The 19,438-nt window shown below is 65.5% G+C and carries 24 protein-coding genes; all 24 read right to left on the bottom strand.

Features of this window, described 5'->3' with window-relative positions; all coding sequences use genetic code 11:
* Positions 1-15: 15 nt before the first annotated feature.
* The 24 genes from nuoF to FCT00_RS09780 all read right to left on the bottom strand — a co-directional run bounded on the left by nuoF (position 16) and on the right by FCT00_RS09780 (position 19,414).
* Complete coding sequence (gene nuoF, locus FCT00_RS09890) at positions 16-1,317, bottom strand: NADH-quinone oxidoreductase subunit NuoF (RefSeq protein WP_008327918.1); 1,302 nt, start codon at positions 1,315-1,317, stop codon at positions 16-18.
* Between the two features lie 6 nt (positions 1,318-1,323).
* A complete protein-coding gene (locus tag FCT00_RS09885; protein ID WP_008327917.1) occupies positions 1,324-1,551 on the bottom strand; it encodes a DUF5337 domain-containing protein in 228 nt (75 codons plus the stop codon).
* 15 nt (positions 1,552-1,566) lie between these two features.
* Positions 1,567-2,463, bottom strand: a complete 897-nt coding sequence (locus tag FCT00_RS09880) for an endonuclease (RefSeq protein ID WP_138422867.1) — start codon at positions 2,461-2,463, stop codon at positions 1,567-1,569.
* Positions 2,464-2,575: 112 nt separating this feature from the next.
* Positions 2,576-3,847 carry an NADH-quinone oxidoreductase subunit E gene (locus FCT00_RS09875; RefSeq protein WP_138422866.1) on the bottom strand — a complete coding sequence of 424 codons (1,272 nt, stop codon included), beginning with the start codon at positions 3,845-3,847 and terminating at the stop codon, positions 2,576-2,578.
* A complete protein-coding gene (locus tag FCT00_RS09870; RefSeq protein WP_008327913.1) occupies positions 3,847-4,113 on the bottom strand; it encodes a hypothetical protein in 267 nt (88 codons plus the stop codon). Before FCT00_RS09870 ends, FCT00_RS09875 begins: the two co-directional genes overlap by 1 nt.
* Positions 4,113-5,336 carry an NADH-quinone oxidoreductase subunit D gene (locus FCT00_RS09865; protein ID WP_008327911.1) on the bottom strand — a complete coding sequence of 408 codons (1,224 nt, stop codon included), beginning with the start codon at positions 5,334-5,336 and terminating at the stop codon, positions 4,113-4,115. Before FCT00_RS09865 ends, FCT00_RS09870 begins: the two co-directional genes overlap by 1 nt.
* A complete protein-coding gene (locus tag FCT00_RS09860; protein WP_138422865.1) occupies positions 5,333-6,193 on the bottom strand; it encodes a sulfotransferase in 861 nt (286 codons plus the stop codon). Before FCT00_RS09860 ends, FCT00_RS09865 begins: the two co-directional genes overlap by 4 nt.
* A 1-nt stretch (position 6,194) precedes the next feature.
* A complete protein-coding gene (locus FCT00_RS09855; RefSeq protein ID WP_138422864.1) occupies positions 6,195-6,809 on the bottom strand; it encodes an NADH-quinone oxidoreductase subunit C in 615 nt (204 codons plus the stop codon).
* 2 nt (positions 6,810-6,811) lie between these two features.
* Positions 6,812-7,336: a NuoB/complex I 20 kDa subunit family protein gene (locus FCT00_RS09850; RefSeq protein ID WP_008327896.1), complete on the bottom strand. Its 525-nt coding sequence runs from the start codon at positions 7,334-7,336 to the stop codon at positions 6,812-6,814.
* Positions 7,336-7,701, bottom strand: a complete 366-nt coding sequence (locus FCT00_RS09845; RefSeq protein ID WP_008327895.1) for an NADH-quinone oxidoreductase subunit A — start codon at positions 7,699-7,701, stop codon at positions 7,336-7,338. Before FCT00_RS09845 ends, FCT00_RS09850 begins: the two co-directional genes overlap by 1 nt.
* A gap of 274 nt (positions 7,702-7,975) precedes the next feature.
* Positions 7,976-8,356: a hypothetical protein gene (locus FCT00_RS09840; RefSeq protein ID WP_138422863.1), complete on the bottom strand. Its 381-nt coding sequence runs from the start codon at positions 8,354-8,356 to the stop codon at positions 7,976-7,978.
* Positions 8,353-9,138 (bottom strand): crotonase/enoyl-CoA hydratase family protein, encoded by a 786-nt coding sequence (locus FCT00_RS09835; protein WP_138422862.1) that lies wholly within the window; start codon positions 9,136-9,138, stop codon positions 8,353-8,355. Before FCT00_RS09835 ends, FCT00_RS09840 begins: the two co-directional genes overlap by 4 nt.
* A 2-nt stretch (positions 9,139-9,140) precedes the next feature.
* Positions 9,141-9,989: a hydroxymethylglutaryl-CoA lyase gene (locus tag FCT00_RS09830; RefSeq protein WP_138422861.1), complete on the bottom strand. Its 849-nt coding sequence runs from the start codon at positions 9,987-9,989 to the stop codon at positions 9,141-9,143.
* Complete coding sequence (locus FCT00_RS09825) at positions 9,982-10,641, bottom strand: glutathione S-transferase family protein (RefSeq protein WP_138422860.1); 660 nt, start codon at positions 10,639-10,641, stop codon at positions 9,982-9,984. Before FCT00_RS09825 ends, FCT00_RS09830 begins: the two co-directional genes overlap by 8 nt.
* Complete coding sequence (locus FCT00_RS09820) at positions 10,638-12,587, bottom strand: acetyl-CoA carboxylase biotin carboxylase subunit (RefSeq protein ID WP_138422859.1); 1,950 nt, start codon at positions 12,585-12,587, stop codon at positions 10,638-10,640. Before FCT00_RS09820 ends, FCT00_RS09825 begins: the two co-directional genes overlap by 4 nt.
* The gene (locus FCT00_RS09815) at positions 12,587-13,111 is read right to left on the bottom strand and encodes a class I SAM-dependent methyltransferase (protein WP_138422858.1); all 525 of its coding nucleotides are present in this window, start codon (positions 13,109-13,111) and stop codon (positions 12,587-12,589) included. Before FCT00_RS09815 ends, FCT00_RS09820 begins: the two co-directional genes overlap by 1 nt.
* Positions 13,108-13,608: an O-acetyl-ADP-ribose deacetylase gene (locus tag FCT00_RS09810; RefSeq protein WP_138422857.1), complete on the bottom strand. Its 501-nt coding sequence runs from the start codon at positions 13,606-13,608 to the stop codon at positions 13,108-13,110. The genes FCT00_RS09815 and FCT00_RS09810 overlap by 4 nt, the downstream gene beginning before the upstream one ends.
* A 4-nt stretch (positions 13,609-13,612) precedes the next feature.
* Positions 13,613-15,217, bottom strand: coding sequence for a carboxyl transferase domain-containing protein (locus tag FCT00_RS09805; RefSeq protein WP_138422856.1), 1,605 nt, complete (start codon positions 15,215-15,217; stop codon positions 13,613-13,615).
* Positions 15,214-15,336, bottom strand: a complete 123-nt coding sequence (locus FCT00_RS21750; protein WP_268920920.1) for a hypothetical protein — start codon at positions 15,334-15,336, stop codon at positions 15,214-15,216. Before FCT00_RS21750 ends, FCT00_RS09805 begins: the two co-directional genes overlap by 4 nt.
* Before the next feature lies 1 nt (position 15,337).
* Complete coding sequence (locus tag FCT00_RS09800; RefSeq protein ID WP_138422855.1) at positions 15,338-15,922, bottom strand: hypothetical protein; 585 nt, start codon at positions 15,920-15,922, stop codon at positions 15,338-15,340.
* Positions 15,919-16,203 (bottom strand): hypothetical protein, encoded by a 285-nt coding sequence (locus tag FCT00_RS09795; protein WP_138422854.1) that lies wholly within the window; start codon positions 16,201-16,203, stop codon positions 15,919-15,921. Before FCT00_RS09795 ends, FCT00_RS09800 begins: the two co-directional genes overlap by 4 nt.
* Complete coding sequence (locus FCT00_RS09790; RefSeq protein WP_235888982.1) at positions 16,200-16,685, bottom strand: lysozyme inhibitor LprI family protein; 486 nt, start codon at positions 16,683-16,685, stop codon at positions 16,200-16,202. Before FCT00_RS09790 ends, FCT00_RS09795 begins: the two co-directional genes overlap by 4 nt.
* Positions 16,686-16,730: 45 nt before the next feature.
* Entirely contained in the window at positions 16,731-17,894 is a 1,164-nt protein-coding gene (locus tag FCT00_RS09785) for an isovaleryl-CoA dehydrogenase (protein WP_138422852.1), read from the bottom strand.
* Between the two features lie 326 nt (positions 17,895-18,220).
* Complete coding sequence (locus FCT00_RS09780; RefSeq protein ID WP_138422851.1) at positions 18,221-19,414, bottom strand: DegT/DnrJ/EryC1/StrS family aminotransferase; 1,194 nt, start codon at positions 19,412-19,414, stop codon at positions 18,221-18,223.
* Positions 19,415-19,438 lie beyond the last annotated feature (24 nt).

Raw genomic sequence — 19,438 nt, 5'->3', positions numbered from 1 at the left:
ACCCGCATCACGCCGTTACTCCGCCGCCACCGCTGCCGAGATACGGCCCGACTTCTGCGCCTTGATGCGGTCCTCAATCTCTTCGCGGAAGTTGCGGATCAGACCCTGAATGGGCCATGCCGCCGCATCGCCGAGCGCGCAGATGGTGTGACCTTCGACCTGCTTGGTCACGTCGAACAACATGTCGATCTCTTCCAACTCGGCCTCGCCGCGCACCAGACGGTCCATGACGCGCATCATCCAGCCGGTGCCTTCGCGACAAGGCGTGCACTGGCCGCAGCTTTCGTGCTTGTAGAATTTCGACAGCCGCCAGATCGCTTTCACGATGTCGGTCGACTTGTCCATCACGATCACCGCCGCTGTGCCGAGGCCCGAGCCGAGCTCGCCGCGCAGGTAGTCGAAGTCCATCACGGCGTCTTTCATCTTCTCGCCGCGCACGCAGGGCACGGACGACCCGCCGGGGATGACCGCGAGCAGGTTGTCCCAGCCGCCGCGAATGCCGCCGCAATGCGTTTCGATCAGTTCCTCGAACGAGATCGACATCGCCTCTTCGACGACGCAGGGGTTGTTCACGTGACCGGACACGGCGAAAAGCTTGGTGCCTTCGTTGTTCTTGCGGCCGAAGCTCGCGAACCATTCCGGCCCGCGCCGCAGGATGGTCGGGACCACCGCGATGCTTTCGACGTTGTTCACCGTGGTGGGGCAGCCGTAAAGACCCGCGCCTGCGGGGAACGGCGGCTTCATGCGCGGCATCCCCTTCTTGCCTTCCAGCGACTCGAGCAGCGCGGTTTCCTCGCCGCAGATATAGGCGCCTGCCCCGTGGTGCAGGTAGAGGTCGAAGTCCCAGCCGGAGCCAGCCGCGTTCTTGCCCAGAAGGCCCGCGTCGTAAGCCTCGTCGATGGCGGCTTGAAGCGCCTCACGCTCGCGGATGTATTCGCCGCGAATGTAGATGTAGCAGGCATGCGCGTTCATCGCGAAAGACGCGATCAGGCACCCCTCGATCAGCGTGTGCGGATCGTGGCGCATGATCTCGCGGTCCTTGCAGGTGCCCGGCTCGGATTCGTCCGCGTTGACGACGAGATAGGCGGGGCGCCCGTCCGACTCTTTCGGCATGAACGACCATTTGAGACCCGTGGGGAAGCCCGCGCCGCCCCGGCCCCGAAGACCCGAGGCCTTCATCTGGTCGACGATCCAGTCACGCCCCTTTTGGATGATGCCGGCGGTCCCGTCCCAATGGCCGCGCATCTGCGCGCCCTTCAAGGTCCGGTCGTGCATCCCGTAGAGGTTGGTGAAGATCCGATCCTGATCTTTCAGCATGCCTGTCTATCCTTTGGTGTTGCGACCATCCAGCAAAAGCCGGATGGCCACGATCAGTCCGAATGCGAAGCCCGCCATGGCGGCAAGCCCGATGAGGCCGAGCACACGGTTCGACCAGCCGAGGGTTTCCCCAAGCCAAGTCAGCCCCATGAAGCCGAGGGCGGACGCGAGGATCGCGACAGTGGCCAGCCGCCCCTGCCGTTTGCGTTCCAGTCCGTCCTCACCCGTGCTCATCGCGTGCACCTGGCCTTACTTCTTCTTGTTCTCGTCGTAGAGCCCCGATGAGGACGCCCGTTTCGAGAACTCCGTTTGTTCGCCCGAGGCGAGTTGTCTGGCCTGCGTGATCCAGTCGTCGCGCTTGATGCGGCCCCGGAACGACAGCTTGTCGTCCATCACCGCGATGTCGGCATCGGTCCACTGGGCGATCTGGTCGTAGTGATAGACGCCCGCATCATGCAGCTTCTTCTCGATCCCCGGCCCCACGCCCTTGATGAGCTTGAGGTCGTCGGCCACGCCGCCCTTGGGTCCGTCGAGCAGTTCCGGGCCTTCGCCCGCCGCGACGGGGGCTGCCGCCGGTTTCGCGGTTTCGGCCTTGGAGGCCTTGGCGGTCTTGGTCTTGGCCGCCGGTTTCGCCGCAGGCTCTTTCTCGTATTTCCAGTCGCCCTTCTTGGCTTCCAGCTCACGCTGACCCGGAAGCGCGGTGGACGGCTTGATGATCGGGTCCGGCGAAGGCTCGGCCTCCTGCGCGGCTGCGGGCGCGGCGGTTTCGTCCGCCACAGTCTCGGTCCCCGGAGCATCCTCGGCGGCTTGCGCTTTGGCCGAAGCCTCTTCGGCAGGCGCGGGCTTGGCCGCCGCCGCGTCCATGTCGCCGGTGCCTGCGGAACTCGCCGCTGCCGCCGCCGGTTCGGTGGTCGATGTCGCCGCCGCACTAGCAGGCGCACTGGTCGCCATGCCGGAGGACGCCGGAACGTCCGAACAGAACAGCCGTTGCAGGATCAGCGCCACGGCCACCGCGACCACGAGGCCCACGAGGATCGCCACGATCCACGGGCTGTTGATGAGCAGAAGCACCACGAGGCCTAGCAGCCCCCCGACGATCCAGCAGGTATTGCGGCACGAAAACAGGCCGCCGTCGTTATTTGCCATTTCCCAATTCCCTGTTGCAGTTGAGGGTTTCACCCATAGCAACGGACCCGCGGTCTTGTGCCGCAGACTTTCGTCTTATGTCCCCTGCCAACCTCATGCTTGAACCGACGCCTCAGTAGACGTCGCCTTTCTTCACTTTCTTCGAGAATTCGGTTTCGCCACCTTCGGCGAGTGTCTTGGCCTGATCGACCCAGTTGTCGCGGCTGACGCGGCCCTTGAACCCTTCGAGGTTCTGGTCGACCCAGGCGATTTCCTCGCCCGACCACTTGGCGATCTGGTCGTAGTGATAGAACCCCATGCCGTTCAGCATGGTTTCGAGCTTGGGACCGACGCCCTTGATCGCCTTCAGATCGTCGGCGCCCGACTTGCGCGGCGCTTTCATCGTGCGGGGCTTCGTGCCCGGACCGGATGCGGGCGTTCCGGTCGCGCCCGGCGCGTCCGATCCGGCGGTCATGGCCGGAGCATCCGTCTTCGAGGGCGCGTCGCCCCCCTTGGCCGCTTTCGCGTCGTCCGCCTTGCCGGTCGTCGTCTTGGCCGCACCCGCGTCGGTCGTCTCGGCGGGCTTGCCGGTGGCCTTGGCCTTGGGCTTGGCGGTCTCGTTCGCGTCGGACATGGCCGCCTGTGCATCCCCCGGCGACTTGACCGTCTTGCGTGCCTTGACGGCGACCTTGCGGCCTTCGCCCTGCCACGGCGCGGTGAGCGGCACCTCGGTCCCGTCGATGCGCTTGAGCGTGTCGCCGATGTCCGTCGCCAGCGCGACCGACGCGTTCGCCGGGTTCTTGTTCGCCTCATGGTCCTTGAGGCTCGTCAGCCCGCCCGCTGGTTCGGACGCGTAACGCCCGTTCTGCGGACCCGGCACCGGCACCTCGCCCGCACCCATGCGGTCGATCAGGTCACCGAAGCTCTCGGTCGTCAGATCCTCGTAATAATCCTTGCCGATCTGGGCCATGGGCGCATTCGCGCAGGAGCCGAGGCATTCGACCTCTTCCCACGAGAACTTGCCGTCCGCCGAAAGTTCATGCGGGTTCGGCGCGATCTTTTCCTTGCAGACCGCGATCAGGTCTTCGGCGCCCATAATCATGCAGGAGGTTGTCCCGCAGATCTGAAAATGCGCAACGGACCCAACCGGTTGCAGTTGGAACATGAAGTAGAAGGTCGCGACTTCCAGCGCTCGGATGTATTCCATGCCGAGCATATCGGCCACACCCTCGATCGCGGGCTTGGTCAGCCAGCCTTCCTGCTCCTGCGCGCGCCACAGGAGCGGGATGATGGCGGACGCCTGCCGCCCTTCCGGGTATTTGGTCATCTGCGCTTCCGCCCAGGCCTGATTGTCAGGCGTGAAGGCGAAAGACGCGGGCTGTTCGTGGTGCAGACGGCGCAGCATTAGGTGCACTTCTCCGTTTTATGCAGGGTGTAGGTTCCGCTCTCCCGGTCATGCGAGAAGGTTCCGGACTCGCCTGCGTTCGCGATCATGATGTTCCGCGTCCAGCTATCGACGCCTTCGTCCGTCAGGACCGCTATGATTTCCTCTTCGCTCGCCATGCAATCCTTGGCTTCCATCATCTCGAAAACGGCCGGCCACGGGTTCGACGCATCAGCGACCCCGATGGCTGGCACGGTCCAGACGAGTATGGCCAGGGCGAAACGCATCAGCGGTCGACCTCTCCGAAAACGATATCCATGGTGCCGATGATGGCGGCGACGTCGGCCAGTTGGTGCCCGCTGGCGACGTGATCCATCGATTGCAGGTGCAGATAGCCGGGGGCGCGCAGCTTGGCGCGGTAGGGTTTGTTGGTGCCGTCGGACACGAGGTAGACGCCGAATTCGCCCTTGGGCGCTTCGACGGCGCAATAGACCTCGCCCGCCGGGACGTGGAAGCCCTCGGTGTAGAGCTTGAAGTGATGGATGAGCGCCTCCATCGAGGTCTTCATGTCGGCGCGCTTGGGCGGCGTCAGCTTGCCACGGGCCAGCACGTCGCCCTGCCCTTCGGGCGCACGCAGCTTTTCGATGGCTTGAAGCATGATCTTCACGCTCTCGCGCATCTCGGCCATACGGACGAGGTAGCGGTCGTAGCAGTCGCCGTTCTTGCCGATGCAGACCTTGAAGTCGAACTCGTCATAGCACTCGTAAGGCTGCGAGCGGCGCAGATCCCATGCAAAGCCGGAGCCGCGCACCATGACGCCGGAATAGCCCCAGTCGAGGATCTCTTCCTCGGTGATGACGCCGATGTCGACGTTGCGCTGCTTGAACACCCGGTTCTCGGTCAGCAGCCCGTCGATGTCGTCGAGTACGGCTGGGAATTCGTGGCACCAGGCTTCGATATCGTCGATCAGCTTCGGCGGCAGATCCTGATGCACGCCGCCGGGGCGGAAATAGGCCGCGTGCAGGCGCGCGCCCGAGGCACGCTCGTAGAAGATCATGAGCTTTTCACGCTCTTCGAAACCCCACAGCGGCGGGGTCAGCGCGCCCACGTCCATCGCCTGCGTCGTGACGTTCAGCAGGTGGTTCAGGATGCGCCCGATCTCGGAATACAGCACCCGGATGAGCGAGGCGCGGCGCGGAACTTCGACACCGCACAGCTTTTCGATCACGAGGCACCAGGCATGTTCCTGGTTCATCGTGCCGACATAGTCGAGCCGGTCGAAATACGGCAGGTTCTGAAGGTAGGTCCGGCTTTCCATCAGCTTCTCGGTGCCGCGGTGAAGCAGCCCGATATGCGGGTCGCAGCGTTCCACAATCTCGCCGTCCAGTTCCAGAACCAGACGCAGCACGCCGTGCGCCGCCGGGTGCTGAGGCCCGAAGTTGATGTTGAAGTTGCGGATCTGCTGTTCGCCGGTCTCGGCGTCCTGAAATCCCTTGGAGCCGTCCATCATGCCGCCACCATTCTTTCCTGCCACTCCACGGGCACCGCGCCCATGTAGCGTTCGATGAAGTTGTATTGCGGTTTCAGCGCGGATTGCAGCCGCGCCCGCCGCGCGGGATCGAGCCCCGCTTCGGGTGAGCCATGCACCCGCTTGCCGAAATCGGCCGGGATCATCTCGATCCCGAGGAAATCGCACATTTTCTCAAGCGCCTCATCGGTGAAGAGACGTTCGTAAAGTTCGACGTGAAGCCTGTCTTGAGGCACCGCTTGCATCAGCCGCTTGACCGTGCGGCGGTAATTCGACCGGCGCGAGACGTTCTCTTCCCCGCCGGACAGGTAACCGTCGACCATCGAGGTCGCCGCGGCTTCGTCCCCGCCCGCGTTCATGCGGAAATGCGACCAGAGCCGATCCACGGGCTCGCGCAGCAGATAAAGGAATTTCACGTTCTCATGGCTTTTGGCCATCTCGGCGAACCACTCAGGCCCAAGCAGCGCGTAGCCGGGCGAGAAATCCCCCACCAGCTTGGCGTCGCGCAGCCCGGCCCCGATGAAGCCGAGATAGGCTTTGTCGTCGCGGGTCTTGCCGTCGAAGGTGACGAGCCATTCTTCGATATCCGCCATGCTTTGCAGCTGATAGGCGTGGATATCCTCATCCCGCGTCACCGCATGGCGCGCGGCGATCTCGCCCTTCCGCCGTGCAAGCTCGTCACGATAGAATTCGCCCGCGCCCATCGCGACCGAATTCCAGTAGTTCAGCTCCTTCACGGTCGGGAAATAGGTCTCCGGGTGGTTGTAGAGGTAATCGAACAACCAACTGGTCCCGGCCTTGGCCGCGCCGACGCAGTATATGAGGGTCTGGGTGCTCACGTCAGCCTTTGGCCCCGTCCGCCTTCTCGTCGCCCGGCAGCACGTATTCCGCGCCTTCCCACGGCGACATGAAGTCGAACTGGCGGTATTCCTGAACCAGCGACACCGGCTCGTAGACCACGCGCTTCTCGACCTCGTCGTAGCGGACTTCGGTGAAGCCGGTCGTCGGGAAATCCTTGCGCAGCGGATGACCGCGGAAACCGTAGTCGGTCAGGATGCGGCGAAGGTCGGGGTGACCTTTGAAGATGATCCCGAACATATCGAAGATCTCGCGCTCGAACCAGTTGGCGGCCGGATAGACGGTCACGATGGACGGCACCATCTCGCGCTCCTCGACCGCCGCCTTCACGCGGATGCGGTGGTTCTGGTACATCGACAGGAAGTGATAGACCACGTCGAACCGCGCCTCGCGCTCCGGGTAGTCGACCGCCGTGATGTCCACCAGCGTCGAGAACCGGCAACCCCGGTCGGTCTTGAGGAATTCGACAAAGCCGATCAGGGCCTCGGGCCGCACGGTGACGGTGAGTTCGCCAAAGGCGACCTCCCACCCCACGACCACGTCCATCTGCTTGACTTCGATCAGCGCGCCCAGCTCGTTCAGTGCGTCGTCTGCCATCGTTACCTCACGATCGTGCCGGTGCGGCGGATTTTGCGTTGAAGCTGAAGGATGCCGTAGACCAGCGCCTCGGCCGAGGGCGGACAGCCGGGAACGTAGACGTCCACGGGCACCACGCGGTCACAGCCCCGCACCACCGAATAGGAGTAGTGATAATACCCGCCGCCGTTCGCGCAGGACCCCATCGAGATCACATAACGCGGCTCGGGCATCTGGTCGTAGACCTTGCGCAGCGCCGGGGCCATCTTGTTGGTGAGCGTGCCCGCGACGATCATCAGGTCCGACTGGCGCGGAGAGGCGCGCGGCGCGGTCCCGTAACGCTCGAGATCGTAACGCGGCATGGACGACTGCATCATCTCGACCGCGCAGCAGGCCAGACCGAAGGTCATCCAGTGGAGCGAGCCGGTGCGCGCCCAGTTGATGATGTCGTCGGTCGTGGTCAGCAGGAAACCCTTGTCCTGCAACTCGTCCGAAAGCTGGCGCGTCGCGACTTCGCGATCGCCGCCCGCGGTGTTGGCGCCGGTCATCACTCCCATTCGAGTGCTCCCTTCTTCCATTCATAGGCAAAGCCGATGGTCAGGACCGCAAGGAACACCATCATCGACCAGAACCCGATCATCCCGACATCCTTGAAGGCCACCGCCCAGGGGAACAGGAATGCGATCTCGAGGTCGAAAATGATGAACAGGATCGAGACGAGGTAAAACCGCACATCGAATTTCATCCGCGCGTCGTCGAAGGCATTGAACCCGCATTCGTAGGCCGACACCTTTTCCGGGTCCGGGTGACGGACCGCGAGCACGGCAGCCGCAAGCACGAGGACGAGGCCAAGGCCGACGGCAACGGCGAGGAAAATCACGATGGGGAGGTATTCACGAAGAAGGTCTTCCACGTTGGCTCCTTTGTTCGGGCCGTTTCATATGAACGGGAACCCGCGACAGTTTGGCTCAATTCGGGGTCTACTCTCAACGCCGGAGAGGGTCAACCGAGCCACCCCCTGTTTCGGGCAATTTGAACAAGGGGTTCCACGCGCTTCTGCGACGCGGCAAAGCGCATTGTATACCGTTGTTTACAAGGATGGAACGCGGTTTTCCGCACCGCACAAAAGGTGTGCTATTCAATCATCTTTGAACGAAGTTCAGGAACCGGCCCGGCCCGATGCCGACTCAGGCCGAAACCGCGACGTAGACCGCGCAAAGAAACATGACCACGGTGACCGGCCCCCAGAGCAGGCGCTCGGGGCGTGACGGGGTCACGTTGTTCATCAGCGTCGACAGTCCCGTGATCGCCACGACGGCCCAGATCAGCCAGCCGGGACCGACAGGGGCAAGCAGCCCCCCGGCGCCTGCCACGAGCCGCGCGAACAGAACCATGAGACCGCCCTGAACCACGGCCCCGACCCGCAGCGGCACGGGCATCCTGCCGGGCCACCGCCCCCCCATGGCGAGATGCCCCCAGGGCGCGCCAAGCGCCAGCGCGAACTGGAACAGGCAGACGATCAGGGCGAGGACGCTGAACACCAGCGCGGCGATTTCAACCAGCGTCATTGCGTCATCCATTCCGCCTTGCGTTTCTCGAAGAAGGCACCGATCCCTTCCTGCGCCTCGGCCCCTTCCCAGCAGTCGACCAGCGCGCGGATCGTGTCGTCGATGATGTCGTCGGTGATCGGCGGTCCCAGTCGGCGCGCCAGTCGCTTGGCCGCCGCGACGGCGCCCGGTGCACAGGTGAGATAGGGCACGACCTCTTCCTCGACCGCCGCATCCAGCGCACCCTCGGGCACGGCATGGGCGACGATGCCCAATCGCTGCGCCTCGGCCGCGCCGAACACGCGCCCGTTCATGAACACGCGCCGCGCCATCGCTTCGCCGATCCGGGCCAGCACATAGGGGCCGATGGTGGCCGGGATCAGACCCAGACGCGTTTCGGTCAGACCGAACTTGGCATGATCCGCCGCGATCGCCACGTCGCAGACGCTGCACATGCCGATCCCGCCACCGAACGCCTGCCCCTGCACCCGGCCGATAAGCGGTTTCGGCATTTCGTTCAATGCTTTGAGCATGAGGGCGAGCTTGCGCGCCTCGATGAACCGGGTCTCGGGATCGGCGGCGAACTGATCGCGCATCCATCCCAGATCGCCACCTGCACAGAAGCTTTTCCCCGCGCCGGTCAGCACCACCACCCGCACGCCGTCATCCGCGCCAAGCGCCTGCGCCGCTTCCGTCAACTCGCGGATCATCGTGGCGGACAGCGCATTGTGCTTGTCGGCCCGATCCAGCGTCAGTGTCGCCACACCCCGCCCGTCGGTCGTGATCGAAATCGTTTCGTACATGTCTACCCCCGCATCGCCTTGGCCATGTCGCCCGCACGTCCCAGAACCTCCCGGTCCAGCCCGGTGGACAGGCCCAGCGCCGTCAGCCGGTCGTGCACCTTCTCCGTCGCCACGTTGCCCTTGGCACCGGGCGCATAGGGGCAGCCGCCCAGCCCGCCGACCGCCGCGTCGAATACGCGCAGGCCCAGTTCCAGCGACATCTCGATATTGTCGAGCGCCCGGCCGCCCGTGTCGTGGTAATGCCCGGCAAGGCGCCCGGCCGGAACGCGGTCCAGCACCGCGATCAGCATATCGCGGATGGTCTCGGGCGTGCCCTGCCCGATGGTGTCGCCGAGCGATACTTCGTAGCAGCCCATCGCCATCAGCTCCCCCGCGACAGCGGCGACCGCATCCGGCGCGACCCGGCCATCATAAGGGCAGTCCGTCACGCAGGAGACGTATCCGCGGACTTTCACTTTTCGAACCAAAGCTGCCTCAACGACCGGCAGAAACCGCTCAAGACTTTCAGCAATCGAACAATTGATATTTGCCTGACTGAAACCCTCGCTGGCGGAGCCGAAAATGGCGATCTCGTCCGCCCCGGCCTCCATCGCCCGTTCGAAACCCTTCAGATTCGGCGTCAAAGCCATGTAGGACACGCCTTCGGCGCGGGTGATCCCGGCCAGCACCTCGGCGCTGTCGGCCATCTGCGGCACCCATTTGGGGCTGACGAAACTCGCCACCTCGATCCGCCGGAAGCCCGCGCCGGACAGGGTATCGACAAGCGCCACTTTGCGATCCGTGGGGATCAGGGTCTTTTCGTTCTGAAGCCCGTCGCGCGGGCCCATTTCGACCAGTTCGACGCTATCCAACGGGCACCTCGTAGAAATCCTGCTTGTAGATCGTGTCCGGCCCCTGCGCCGCGAACGCCGTCTGATAGGCCGGACGGGCGGCGAGCCGTTTCTGATAAGCGGCGAGGGTCGGGAACTTCTCGGCATGGACATAGTGAAACGCGGCTTCGATCCCGAACCCGAACATCACATCGACCGCCGAAAAACCCGAGGCGAGCAGGTAATCCTGCGCCTCGACCCGTTTCGCCACGGGCTTCAGCGCCTTGGCCAACCGGCGGGTTTCCAGCCCGATCACCGTCGGCGACCGCATCGCCGGATCAGGCAGGAACACCTGCTGGAGATTGAGGTTCTGGATGCAGGTCGCGACCGTTTCGGCATAGTGGAGCCAAACGAGGAATTCGGCACGTTCCGCATCGCCCGGCAGACGGCCCAGCCCGTGCTCGGGCCGCGTCTCGCACAGGTATTCCACGATCGCGCCGGATTCGATCAGCGTCATCCCGTCGATCTCGAGCGCCGGAACGCGCCCCGCCGGGTTCACGAGGTGAAAGTCGTCGGTGCCGAGGCTGCCGTCGCCGATACGGTAGTTCTCCACCTCCGGCTCCAGCCCCATCTCGGCAAGCAGCCAATGCACCCGGAACGACCGGCTACCGGGAACGGCGTGCAGACGGATCATGCGGCGGCCTCCTCTTCCGGTTCCAGCGCGATGAGGGCGGCATGGGCCTCCACCTGCGCGCCTTCGGCGGCCAGCACCTCGCCCACCACACCGTCGCGCGGCGCGGTCAGCGTGTGCTCCATCTTCATCGCTTCCATGATCGCCATCTTCTGCCCGGCCTCGACCCGGTCGCCGGGCGCGACGAAGACCGCCTTCACCAGCCCCGGCATCGGCGCTTCGACCACATCGCCGCCCGCCGCGTCCGCCGACAGAATGGCCAACGGGTCCGGCACGCGGAAGCCCAGCCCGGCGCCCGAGAACACCGTGACGAGATCTCCGGTGATCGCCACCTCGGGCGCAGGCGAGCCGCCGATCCGCCAGCCGGACGGGCCTCGCACCGCCTCGACCACGGTGTCGCCCACGGTCACCCGCGCCGCATCCGGGCCGGACAATTCGATCGCGGGCGACAGCACGTCGCCGTCATGGTCGAGCAGGATGGTCCGCCGAATGGGCGCCCAGAGCGTGAAGCCGCTGACAGGTTCGGCGTCGCCCATCAGACCCGCCCCCGCGAGGGTGGCAAGCGCGATGTCCTCGGCAGTGGCCGCCGGGGTCTTGGTCAACATCGCCAGATCGCGGTCGATCAGGCCGGTGTCGACCTCGCCCGCCGCGAACCCGTCATGCGCGCAGAGCGCCGAGAGGAACCCAAGATTCGTGACCGTGCCCGCCACCTGCGTTTCGGCCAGCGCCCGCCGCATCTTGCCCAGCGCGATATCGCGGGTCGGGCCGTGGGTGACGATCTTGGCGATCATCGGATCGTAGAACGGGCTGATCTCGTCCCCCGTCCGCACCCCGGTCTCGGCCCGGCATCCATCGGCAAAGGCAAGATGCGCCAGCCGCCCGGTGGCCGGCAGAAAGCCCGCAGGCACATCCTCGGCATAAAGCCGTGCCTCGAAGGCATGGCCGCGAAGCGGAATGTCGGACTGCCCAAGCGGCAGAGGCTCGCCCGAAGCGACCCGCAACTGCCATTCGACAAGGTCTATGCCCGTGACCTCTTCGGTCACCGGGTGCTCGACCTGAAGCCGCGTGTTCATCTCCATGAACCAGAACCCGTCGGGCCTGAGCCCGTCCGAGCCGTCGACGATGAACTCGACCGTCCCCGCCCCGGCATATCCGATCGCCTCGGCGGCGCGCACCGCCGCCTCGCCCATCGCCGCGCGCATCTCCTGCGTCATGCCCGGCGCGGGCGCTTCTTCGATCACCTTCTGGTGGCGGCGCTGGAGCGAACAGTCGCGCTCGTAAAGATGTACCGCCTCGGTCCCGTCTCCGAAGACCTGCACCTCGATATGGCGCGGGCTGGTCACGAACTTTTCGATCAGCACGTCCGGGTTGCCGAAGGCGGTCTTGGCCTCGGACCGGGCCGAGGCGAGCGCATCGGCGAAGTCGCCCGCACGTGCGACCAGCCGCATCCCCTTGCCGCCGCCGCCCGCCACGGCCTTGATGAGCACCGGGTAGCCGATCTTGTCGGCCTCCTTCGCCAGAAGGTCGTCGGACTGGTCCGCGCCGTGATACCCCGGCACCACGGGCACCCCGGCCTCTTCCATCAGCTTCTTCGCGGCATCCTTCAGCCCCATCGCCCGGATCGCCTTGGCGGAGGGACCGATGAAGGTCAGGCCCGCCGCCTCGACCGCCTCGACGAAGCCGGGGTTCTCCGACAGGAACCCGTATCCGGGGTGAATGCCCGTGGCCCCCGTCGCCTTGGCCGCCGCGATGATCGCCTCGCCGCGCAGGTAACTCTCGGCGGGTTGCGGGCCGCCGATATGCACCGCCTCGTCCGCCATCGCCACGTGGCGCGCGGATCGGTCGGCGTCGGAATAGACCGCAACCGTGGCCACGCCAAGTTTGCGGGCCGTGTCGATCACCCGACAGGCGATCTCACCCCGGTTCGCGATCAGGATTTTCTTGAACATCACCCCTCCTTCCGGGCTGTCGTGATGAAAGCGCCGGCGAGATCCCGACGCGCATGGTCGACAAATCCCGCCGCCTGCAAGGGCTGCGCATAGTTCTGCCCCTTGGGCACCCATTCGGTATCGAAGACCTCGCCGCCGATGACGATGCGCCCGCCGGGCCTGAGCAGGCGGAACGCTTCCGCCAGCCCCGCGTCGCGGTCTTCGAAATGGTCGATCACGTTTATCATCGTCACCACGTCGAAGGCCCCGTCCTCGAACCCCGTCGCCTCGCCCGGCGCCACGCGCAGGTCCGCCGTGGGGCAGCGCCCGCGCGCGATTTCGACCATGCGCGGCGTGGGGTCCACCCCGGCGAGCCGTCCGGCGAGGGGCGCGATGGCCGCCAAGGCCGCGCCGCCCCCGCATCCGATGTCGATCACATCCGACCCTTTCGCGATCCCGGCGGCGTCGACAACGGCGAAGATGCTCGGATCGTCGCCATAAGCGTCGACGTAGCTTTGCGCCTTTTCATCGTCCCATGCGCTCATGCCCGATCCTCCATCGCCCGGCGATGCGCCGCCGCGCTGTCGTCGGAAAAGCAGCACAGCACGATCCGCTCCGGCGCGCCGTTCCAAGCCGACACCTCGCGCACGGCGATCCAGGCCGCCTGATCCGCCGGGTAGCCATAGACGCCGGTCGAGATGGCCGGAAAGGCGATGCTGTCACAGCCGCTTTCGCGCGCCAGACGAAGGCTTTCGCGGTAGCACGCGGCGAGTAGGTCCGGCTCGCCCCGGTCCCCGCCATGCCAGACCGGGCCGACCGTATGGATCACGTGACGGGCGGGCAGGTTATAGCCCCCGGCGATCCGCGCCTCGCCCGTCGGGCAGCCGCCGATCTTGCGGCATTCGTCCAGCAGCCCCGGCCCCGCCGCCCGGTGAATGGCCCCGTCCACACCGCCCCCACCCAGAAGCGTTTCGTTCGCGGCGTTCACGATGGCGTCCACCTCCAGCGTGGCGATGTCGGCGGTGATGATCTCGACCGGCACGGCGTCACATCCTGAACACGCCGAAGCGCGTTTCCTCGATGGGTGCGTTCAGCGCGGCGAGTAGCGACAGATACAGAACCTCGCGGGTCTTGCGCGGGTCCACGATGCCGTCGTCCCACAGCCGGGCCGAGGCATAGAGCGGGTGCGACTGACGCTCGAACATCTCGATGGTGGGGCGCTTGAATTCGGCCTCGTCCTCGGCCGACCAATCACCGCCGCCGCGTTCGATGGCGTCGCGTTTGACCGTGGCCAGCACGCCCGCCGCCTGTTCGCCGCCCATGACGGAAATTCGGCTGTTGGGCCATGTCCACAGGAAGCGTGGCTGATAGGCCCGGCCCGCCATGCCATAGTTGCCCGCCCCGAAAGACCCGCCGACGAGCATGGTGACCTTGGGCACGTTCGTCGTCGCGACCGCCGTGACCATCTTGGCCCCGTGGCGCGCGATCCCTTCGTTCTCATACTTCCGGCCCACCATGAAGCCCGTGATGTTTTGCAGGAATATCAGCGGGATGCGGCGTTGTGAGCAAAGTTCGACGAAATGGGCGCCCTTCTGCGCGGCCTCGGAGAAAAGCACGCCGTTGTTCGCGATGATCCCCACCGGGCAGCCCATGAGATGCGCAAAGCCGGTCACCAGCGTTTCGCCGAAGCGCGGCTTGAACTCGTCGAAGCGCGAGCCGTCCACGACCCGCGCGATCACCTCGCGGATGTCGTAGGGCGTGCGCAGATCACCCGGCACGACGCCGAGGATTTCGTCCGGGTCATAGGCCGGGTCTTCCGCCGCCTGCCAGCGCACGGTGTCGGGTCGCGTCCGGTTCAGGCTTTCGACCGCCCGGCGGGCCAGGGCGAGCGCATGGGCGTCATCCTCGGCCAGGTAGTCCGCCACACCGGAGAGGCGCGTGTGAACGTCGCCGCCGCCAAGATCTTCTGCCGTCACGACTTCGCCGGTCGCGGCCTTCACCAGCGGCGGCCCGGCAAGGAAAATGGTCCCCTGATCCTTCACGATGATCGTCACGTCGCTCATCGCAGGCACATAGGCCCCGCCTGCGGTGCAGGAGCCCATGACGACCGCGATCTGGGGAATGCCCTTCGCGCTCATCTGCGCTTGATTGTAGAAAATCCGCCCGAAATGGTCGCGATCCGGGAAGACCTCGTCCTGGTTGGGCAGGTTCGCGCCCCCGCTGTCGACAAGGTAGAGGCACGGCAGATTGCATTCCTGCGCGATCTCCTGCGCGCGAAGGTGTTTCTTGACCGTCATCGGATAATACGTGCCGCCCTTCACGGTGGCGTCGTTGGCGATCACCATCACCTCCTGCCCGTGGACCCGACCGATGCCCGCGATCACGCCCGCCGCCGGGGCCGCGCCGTCATACATGCCATGCGCCGCCGTTGCGCCCACTTCGAGGAAGGGCGACCCGGCGTCGAGCAGATTTGCCACCCGGTCGCGCGGCAGCATCTTGCCGCGGGAAAGGTGGCGCTCACGTGCCTTGTCGCCGCCCCCGGCAGCCGCCAGCGCCGCCGCGTCGGCCACCGTGCCCAGCATCTCCAGATGCGCGGCGCGATTGGCCTGAAAGCTCTCGGACCCCGTCATGGCTTGGGTTTGCAGTTTCATGTCGTCTCCTCCTGCGACGGGTGCGGCGCACCGCGCCCGTGCATCTCGATCTTCGTCTCGGCCGCCACGCCGTATGTGCCGAACCCCTTGGCCCGTTCGGTGGGTGTCAGATTGCGCATGTCATCGCCCCTCGGGCCGGGGACGGGGCCGGATCGCGGGCGGGCGGCGCGCCCAGCCGCTTTCGACCGCCGACGGAACCTCCCCCGCCCAACGCGCGATCTGCCAGGCGAGCACGGCGATCCTCAAACGGTTGTTCGCTTCGTTCGCACCGCACCAGACCTCCATGATCTCCGGCATCCCGTCGCAATCCGGCCCGGCCGAGGTGCCGTTGGCCAGCAGATAGGTCTTGTCGTAGAGCGCCTCGACCCACGCCTTGCCATCGACCGCACCGGCCGGAGGCAGCTCGGCCAGCACGGCACCCGTCATCGCGTCCTGCTCGGCGGCCAGATCGCGCTGGCACGGCAGCGGCGCGTCGGACCGGTCGCACAGGACGATACCGCCCCCGCCGCAGGTATAGACCTGCCCCACGTCCCAAAGCCCGCCCTCGACCGCGTCGATGTCGATCGAGCGGTTCACGATCAGCTTCTGTTCGTAGCGATCCATGTAGACGTCCATGCAGGTCTGGAAATCGGGGATCGGCGGCTGATCCTGAGCAAGGGCCGCATCCGCCGTGAACAAGGCTAGGAACATGAGGGCACCCTTCATCCGCCGCTCCCCCCTACCCGGCGGCCCACGAGAGCGCCGTACCTATCGGTGACATAGGCGACCTTGTCGTCCCCCTGCCCGCATTCGATCACGTATCCCTGCCCCTCGGGCCAGCCTGCGCAATGCAGATCGTCGCGCCCGGTTTCGCGGGCATAGACCGACGCCCAGTCCGCCACGATCGACGACGGGTCTGGCGGCCCCATTCCGGCCACCCGGTATCCCAGCACAGCCGACAGGCCGCACAGGGCGACGAGCGTGACGATGTGAGTCTTGCGGATCAATGGAACTCCAACTCGTTGCGCAGCGAAAGCGCGCGCTCGGCGGTCATCTGCATCAGGCAACCCGCTTCGGCCGGACCGCCCCCCGTGCCGCCGCCCCATTTCGACCGCTCGAAGGCGCAGGCCGCGTCACGCCAGGGAATCCACGCCCGCTGCGCGTCGCGCAGGGCATCGGACGTGCTCACGGGCATCTCGTTGACCTTGTCGTCATTGGCCAGACGTTCGCGCAGCGGCCCGTAGAGTGCGTTCAATTCGGCATCCCAATCCTCGTATTCCGCCCAGATGCAGGCCCCCGTGCCCACCGTCGAATAACCGCCCTCGGTGACTTCCATGCAGCGGTTGGCCGAGGTGCCGACGCATTGCAGTTTCTCGAACCAGTCGTCGGTCGCCGCGATGCAGTCCTGCGAATGGGCGAAGTCATAGGTCAGGTCCTGCGCGACCGCAGGCGTGGCCAGAAGGCAAAGCGAGGCAATGAGGAAACGCATCATGAACTCCTTGAAAAACCGGGGATTCGACCCCGTATCCCGAGGTTAGCGCATCTTCGCCATCAGTTCGCGGCCCACGAGCATCCGCCGGATCTCGGACGTGCCCGCCCCGATCTCCATGAGCTTGGCATCGCGGAAAATACGGCTCACCGGCGTTTCGTTCATGAACCCCATGCCACCCATCGCCTGCACCGCCTGATGCGCGACCGTCATGGCCTCTTCGCTGGCGTAGAGCACGCAGGCCGCCGCGTCCTGCCGCGTGACCTCGCCCCGGTCGCAGGCCTTGGCGACCTCGTAGACGTAAGCGCGGGCCGAGTTCATCTTGGTGTACATATCGGCGATCTTGCCCTGCATGAGCTGGAAATCCCCGATGGACTGGCCGAATTGCTTGCGCTCGACCATGTAGGGCATGACCTCATCCAGACAGGCCGCCATGATGCCCGTGCCGATGCCCGACAGCACGACACGCTCGTAGTCGAGCCCGGACATGAGTACCTTGGCCCCCTTGCCCTCTTCGCCCAAGATGTTCTCGAACGGCACGTCGACATCCTCGAAGAACAACTGCGCGGTGTTCGACCCGCGCATGCCGAGCTTGTCGAAATGCGGGCTGGCCGAAAACCCCTTCATGTCCTTCTCGACGATGAAGGCGGTGATCCCCTTCGAGCCTGCGTCGGGATCGGTCTTGGCATAGACGACCAGCGTGTCGGCATCCGGCCCGTTGGTGATCCAGAATTTCGAGCCGTTCAGCGTGAAATACCCGTTCTTCTTCTCAGCCCGAAGCTGCATCGACACCACGTCGGACCCCGCCCCCGGCTCCGACATGGCGAGCGCGCCGACATGGTCACCGGAAATGAGCCCCGGCAGATACCTGCGCTTCTGCTCTTCGGTCCCGTTCAGCTTGATCTGGTTCACGCACAGGTTGGAATGCGCGCCGTAGGACAGGGACACACTGGCCGAGGCCCGCGCGATCTCTTCGACCGCGACGGTATGGGCGAGGTAGCCCATGCCGGCCCCGCCATACTCCTCGGAGACGGTGATCCCCAGCAGACCCAGGTCGCCCATCTCTTTCCAAAGGTGCGCCGGGAAGTCGTTCGTCTGGTCGATATCGGCCGCCAGCGGCTTGATCCGGTCCTGTGCGAACCGATGCACCATGTCGCGAAGCTGCGCGATATCCTCGCCCAGATCGAAATTCATCGACGCCATGAACATGGCCGCCCTCCCGTTTATTGAACACTTGTTCATTTCTAGTCACGAGTGGCGAGTCGGGTCAAGCGGTGACGCATCCGATGTTTCGCCGCCCGGCTCCGCCGGACGCCGACCCATGCGAGAGGGCCAGCCCTCTCGCGCTCTCCCGGGATATTTTGGACCGGAAAGGAATTGTTAAGGTTAATGGCCTACGGTGCATCCACGGTACAGGCTGGGAAGCCGATGGCCGTGACCGGAAAGCCCCCGGGCATCCTCCGGGGGTGGACCCGTCCTCTTTCCGGTCCGAAATATCTCGGGAGGTCCGGAGGGCTGGCCCTCCGGATCCGGCGTCAGCCGGATTGATGGACCGCCGAGACCTCAGCCCGGATGATCCGTGCGATCTGGGCGCAGTCGTCGAGTGAAAAGGTGAGCGGAAGCCTCAGGTCGAGAATCCCGCGCAAGACGCGGTCGGAGGCCGGCATCGGCGCGGACGGCGCATAGCGCCAGCTGTCGTAGCGCGAGGTGAAGCCGACCGGTTCTGCCGCCCCGAACCATTTGAGCTCGACGCCCTTCCCCGCGCAGCGCGACACGACCTCGGTGATCTTTGCCCCGTCCCAGTCGAGCAACAAGAACTGGAACGAGGACATGACGTAGTCCTCCGCCTCCGGCCGCTCCACGATGGTCAGACCGGGGGTTTCCCGAAGCCCATCTTCCACAACTCGATACCGTTCGTTCCAGCGCGCGCATCGAGCGTCCAGATCGGCGAGTTGCGGGCGCAGGATCGCGGCGCGCAGGTTGTCCATCCGGCCCGACACGTTGGGCGTGTCGTATTTCACCCGCTCGAAGACCTCGGGCCCCGGCGCGGCGAGGTGGCGTCCGTAGAGCATGTAGCTGCCAGACAGCATGACCGCGCGGGCCGCGATGTCTTCGTCGTCGGTGATGAGCAACCCGCCCTCGCCGGAGTTCATGTGCTTGTAGGTCTGGGTCGAATAGCAGCCGATATGACCCGAACGACCGGACAGCACGCCGTTCCAACGCGCGCCCATGGTGTGCGCGCAGTCCTCGATCACGGTCAGGCCATGGGCCTCGGCCAGCGCCATCAGCGCGTCCATGTCAGCGAGATGCCCCCGCATGTGGGAAAGCATGAGCACGTCGGACTGGCCCGCTTTCGCCGCAAGATCCTCAAGGTCGATGACAAGGCTTTCGGTCACGCCGACGAAGACCGGGATCGCGCCGACCGACGCGATGGCGCCGGGCACCGGGGCCAGCGTGAATGCGTTGGTCAGAACCCGGTCGCCGGGCTTCACCCCCACAGCCCGCAGCGCGGTGGCCAGCGCATAGCCGCCCGACGCGACAGCGAGGCAGTATTTCGCCCCCGACCAGTCTGCGAATTCGCGTTCGAGCAGCGCGACCTGGCTCTCCTCCCCCGGTGCCGTGTTGTAGCGGTGCAGCCGGCCCGACCGCATGACGGCGACCGCCGCGTCGATCGCCGTTTCCGGGATCGGCTCCTGCTGGGTGAAATTGCCTTTGAAGGTCTCGCTCATGGACCGGACATTGCGCGGGGTCCG

This window comes from Maritimibacter alexandrii (assembly GCF_005871115.1).
GTDB classification, from domain to species: Bacteria; Pseudomonadota; Alphaproteobacteria; order Rhodobacterales; family Rhodobacteraceae; genus Maritimibacter; species Maritimibacter alkaliphilus.
This window is presented reverse-complemented; position numbering and strand designations above follow the sequence as displayed.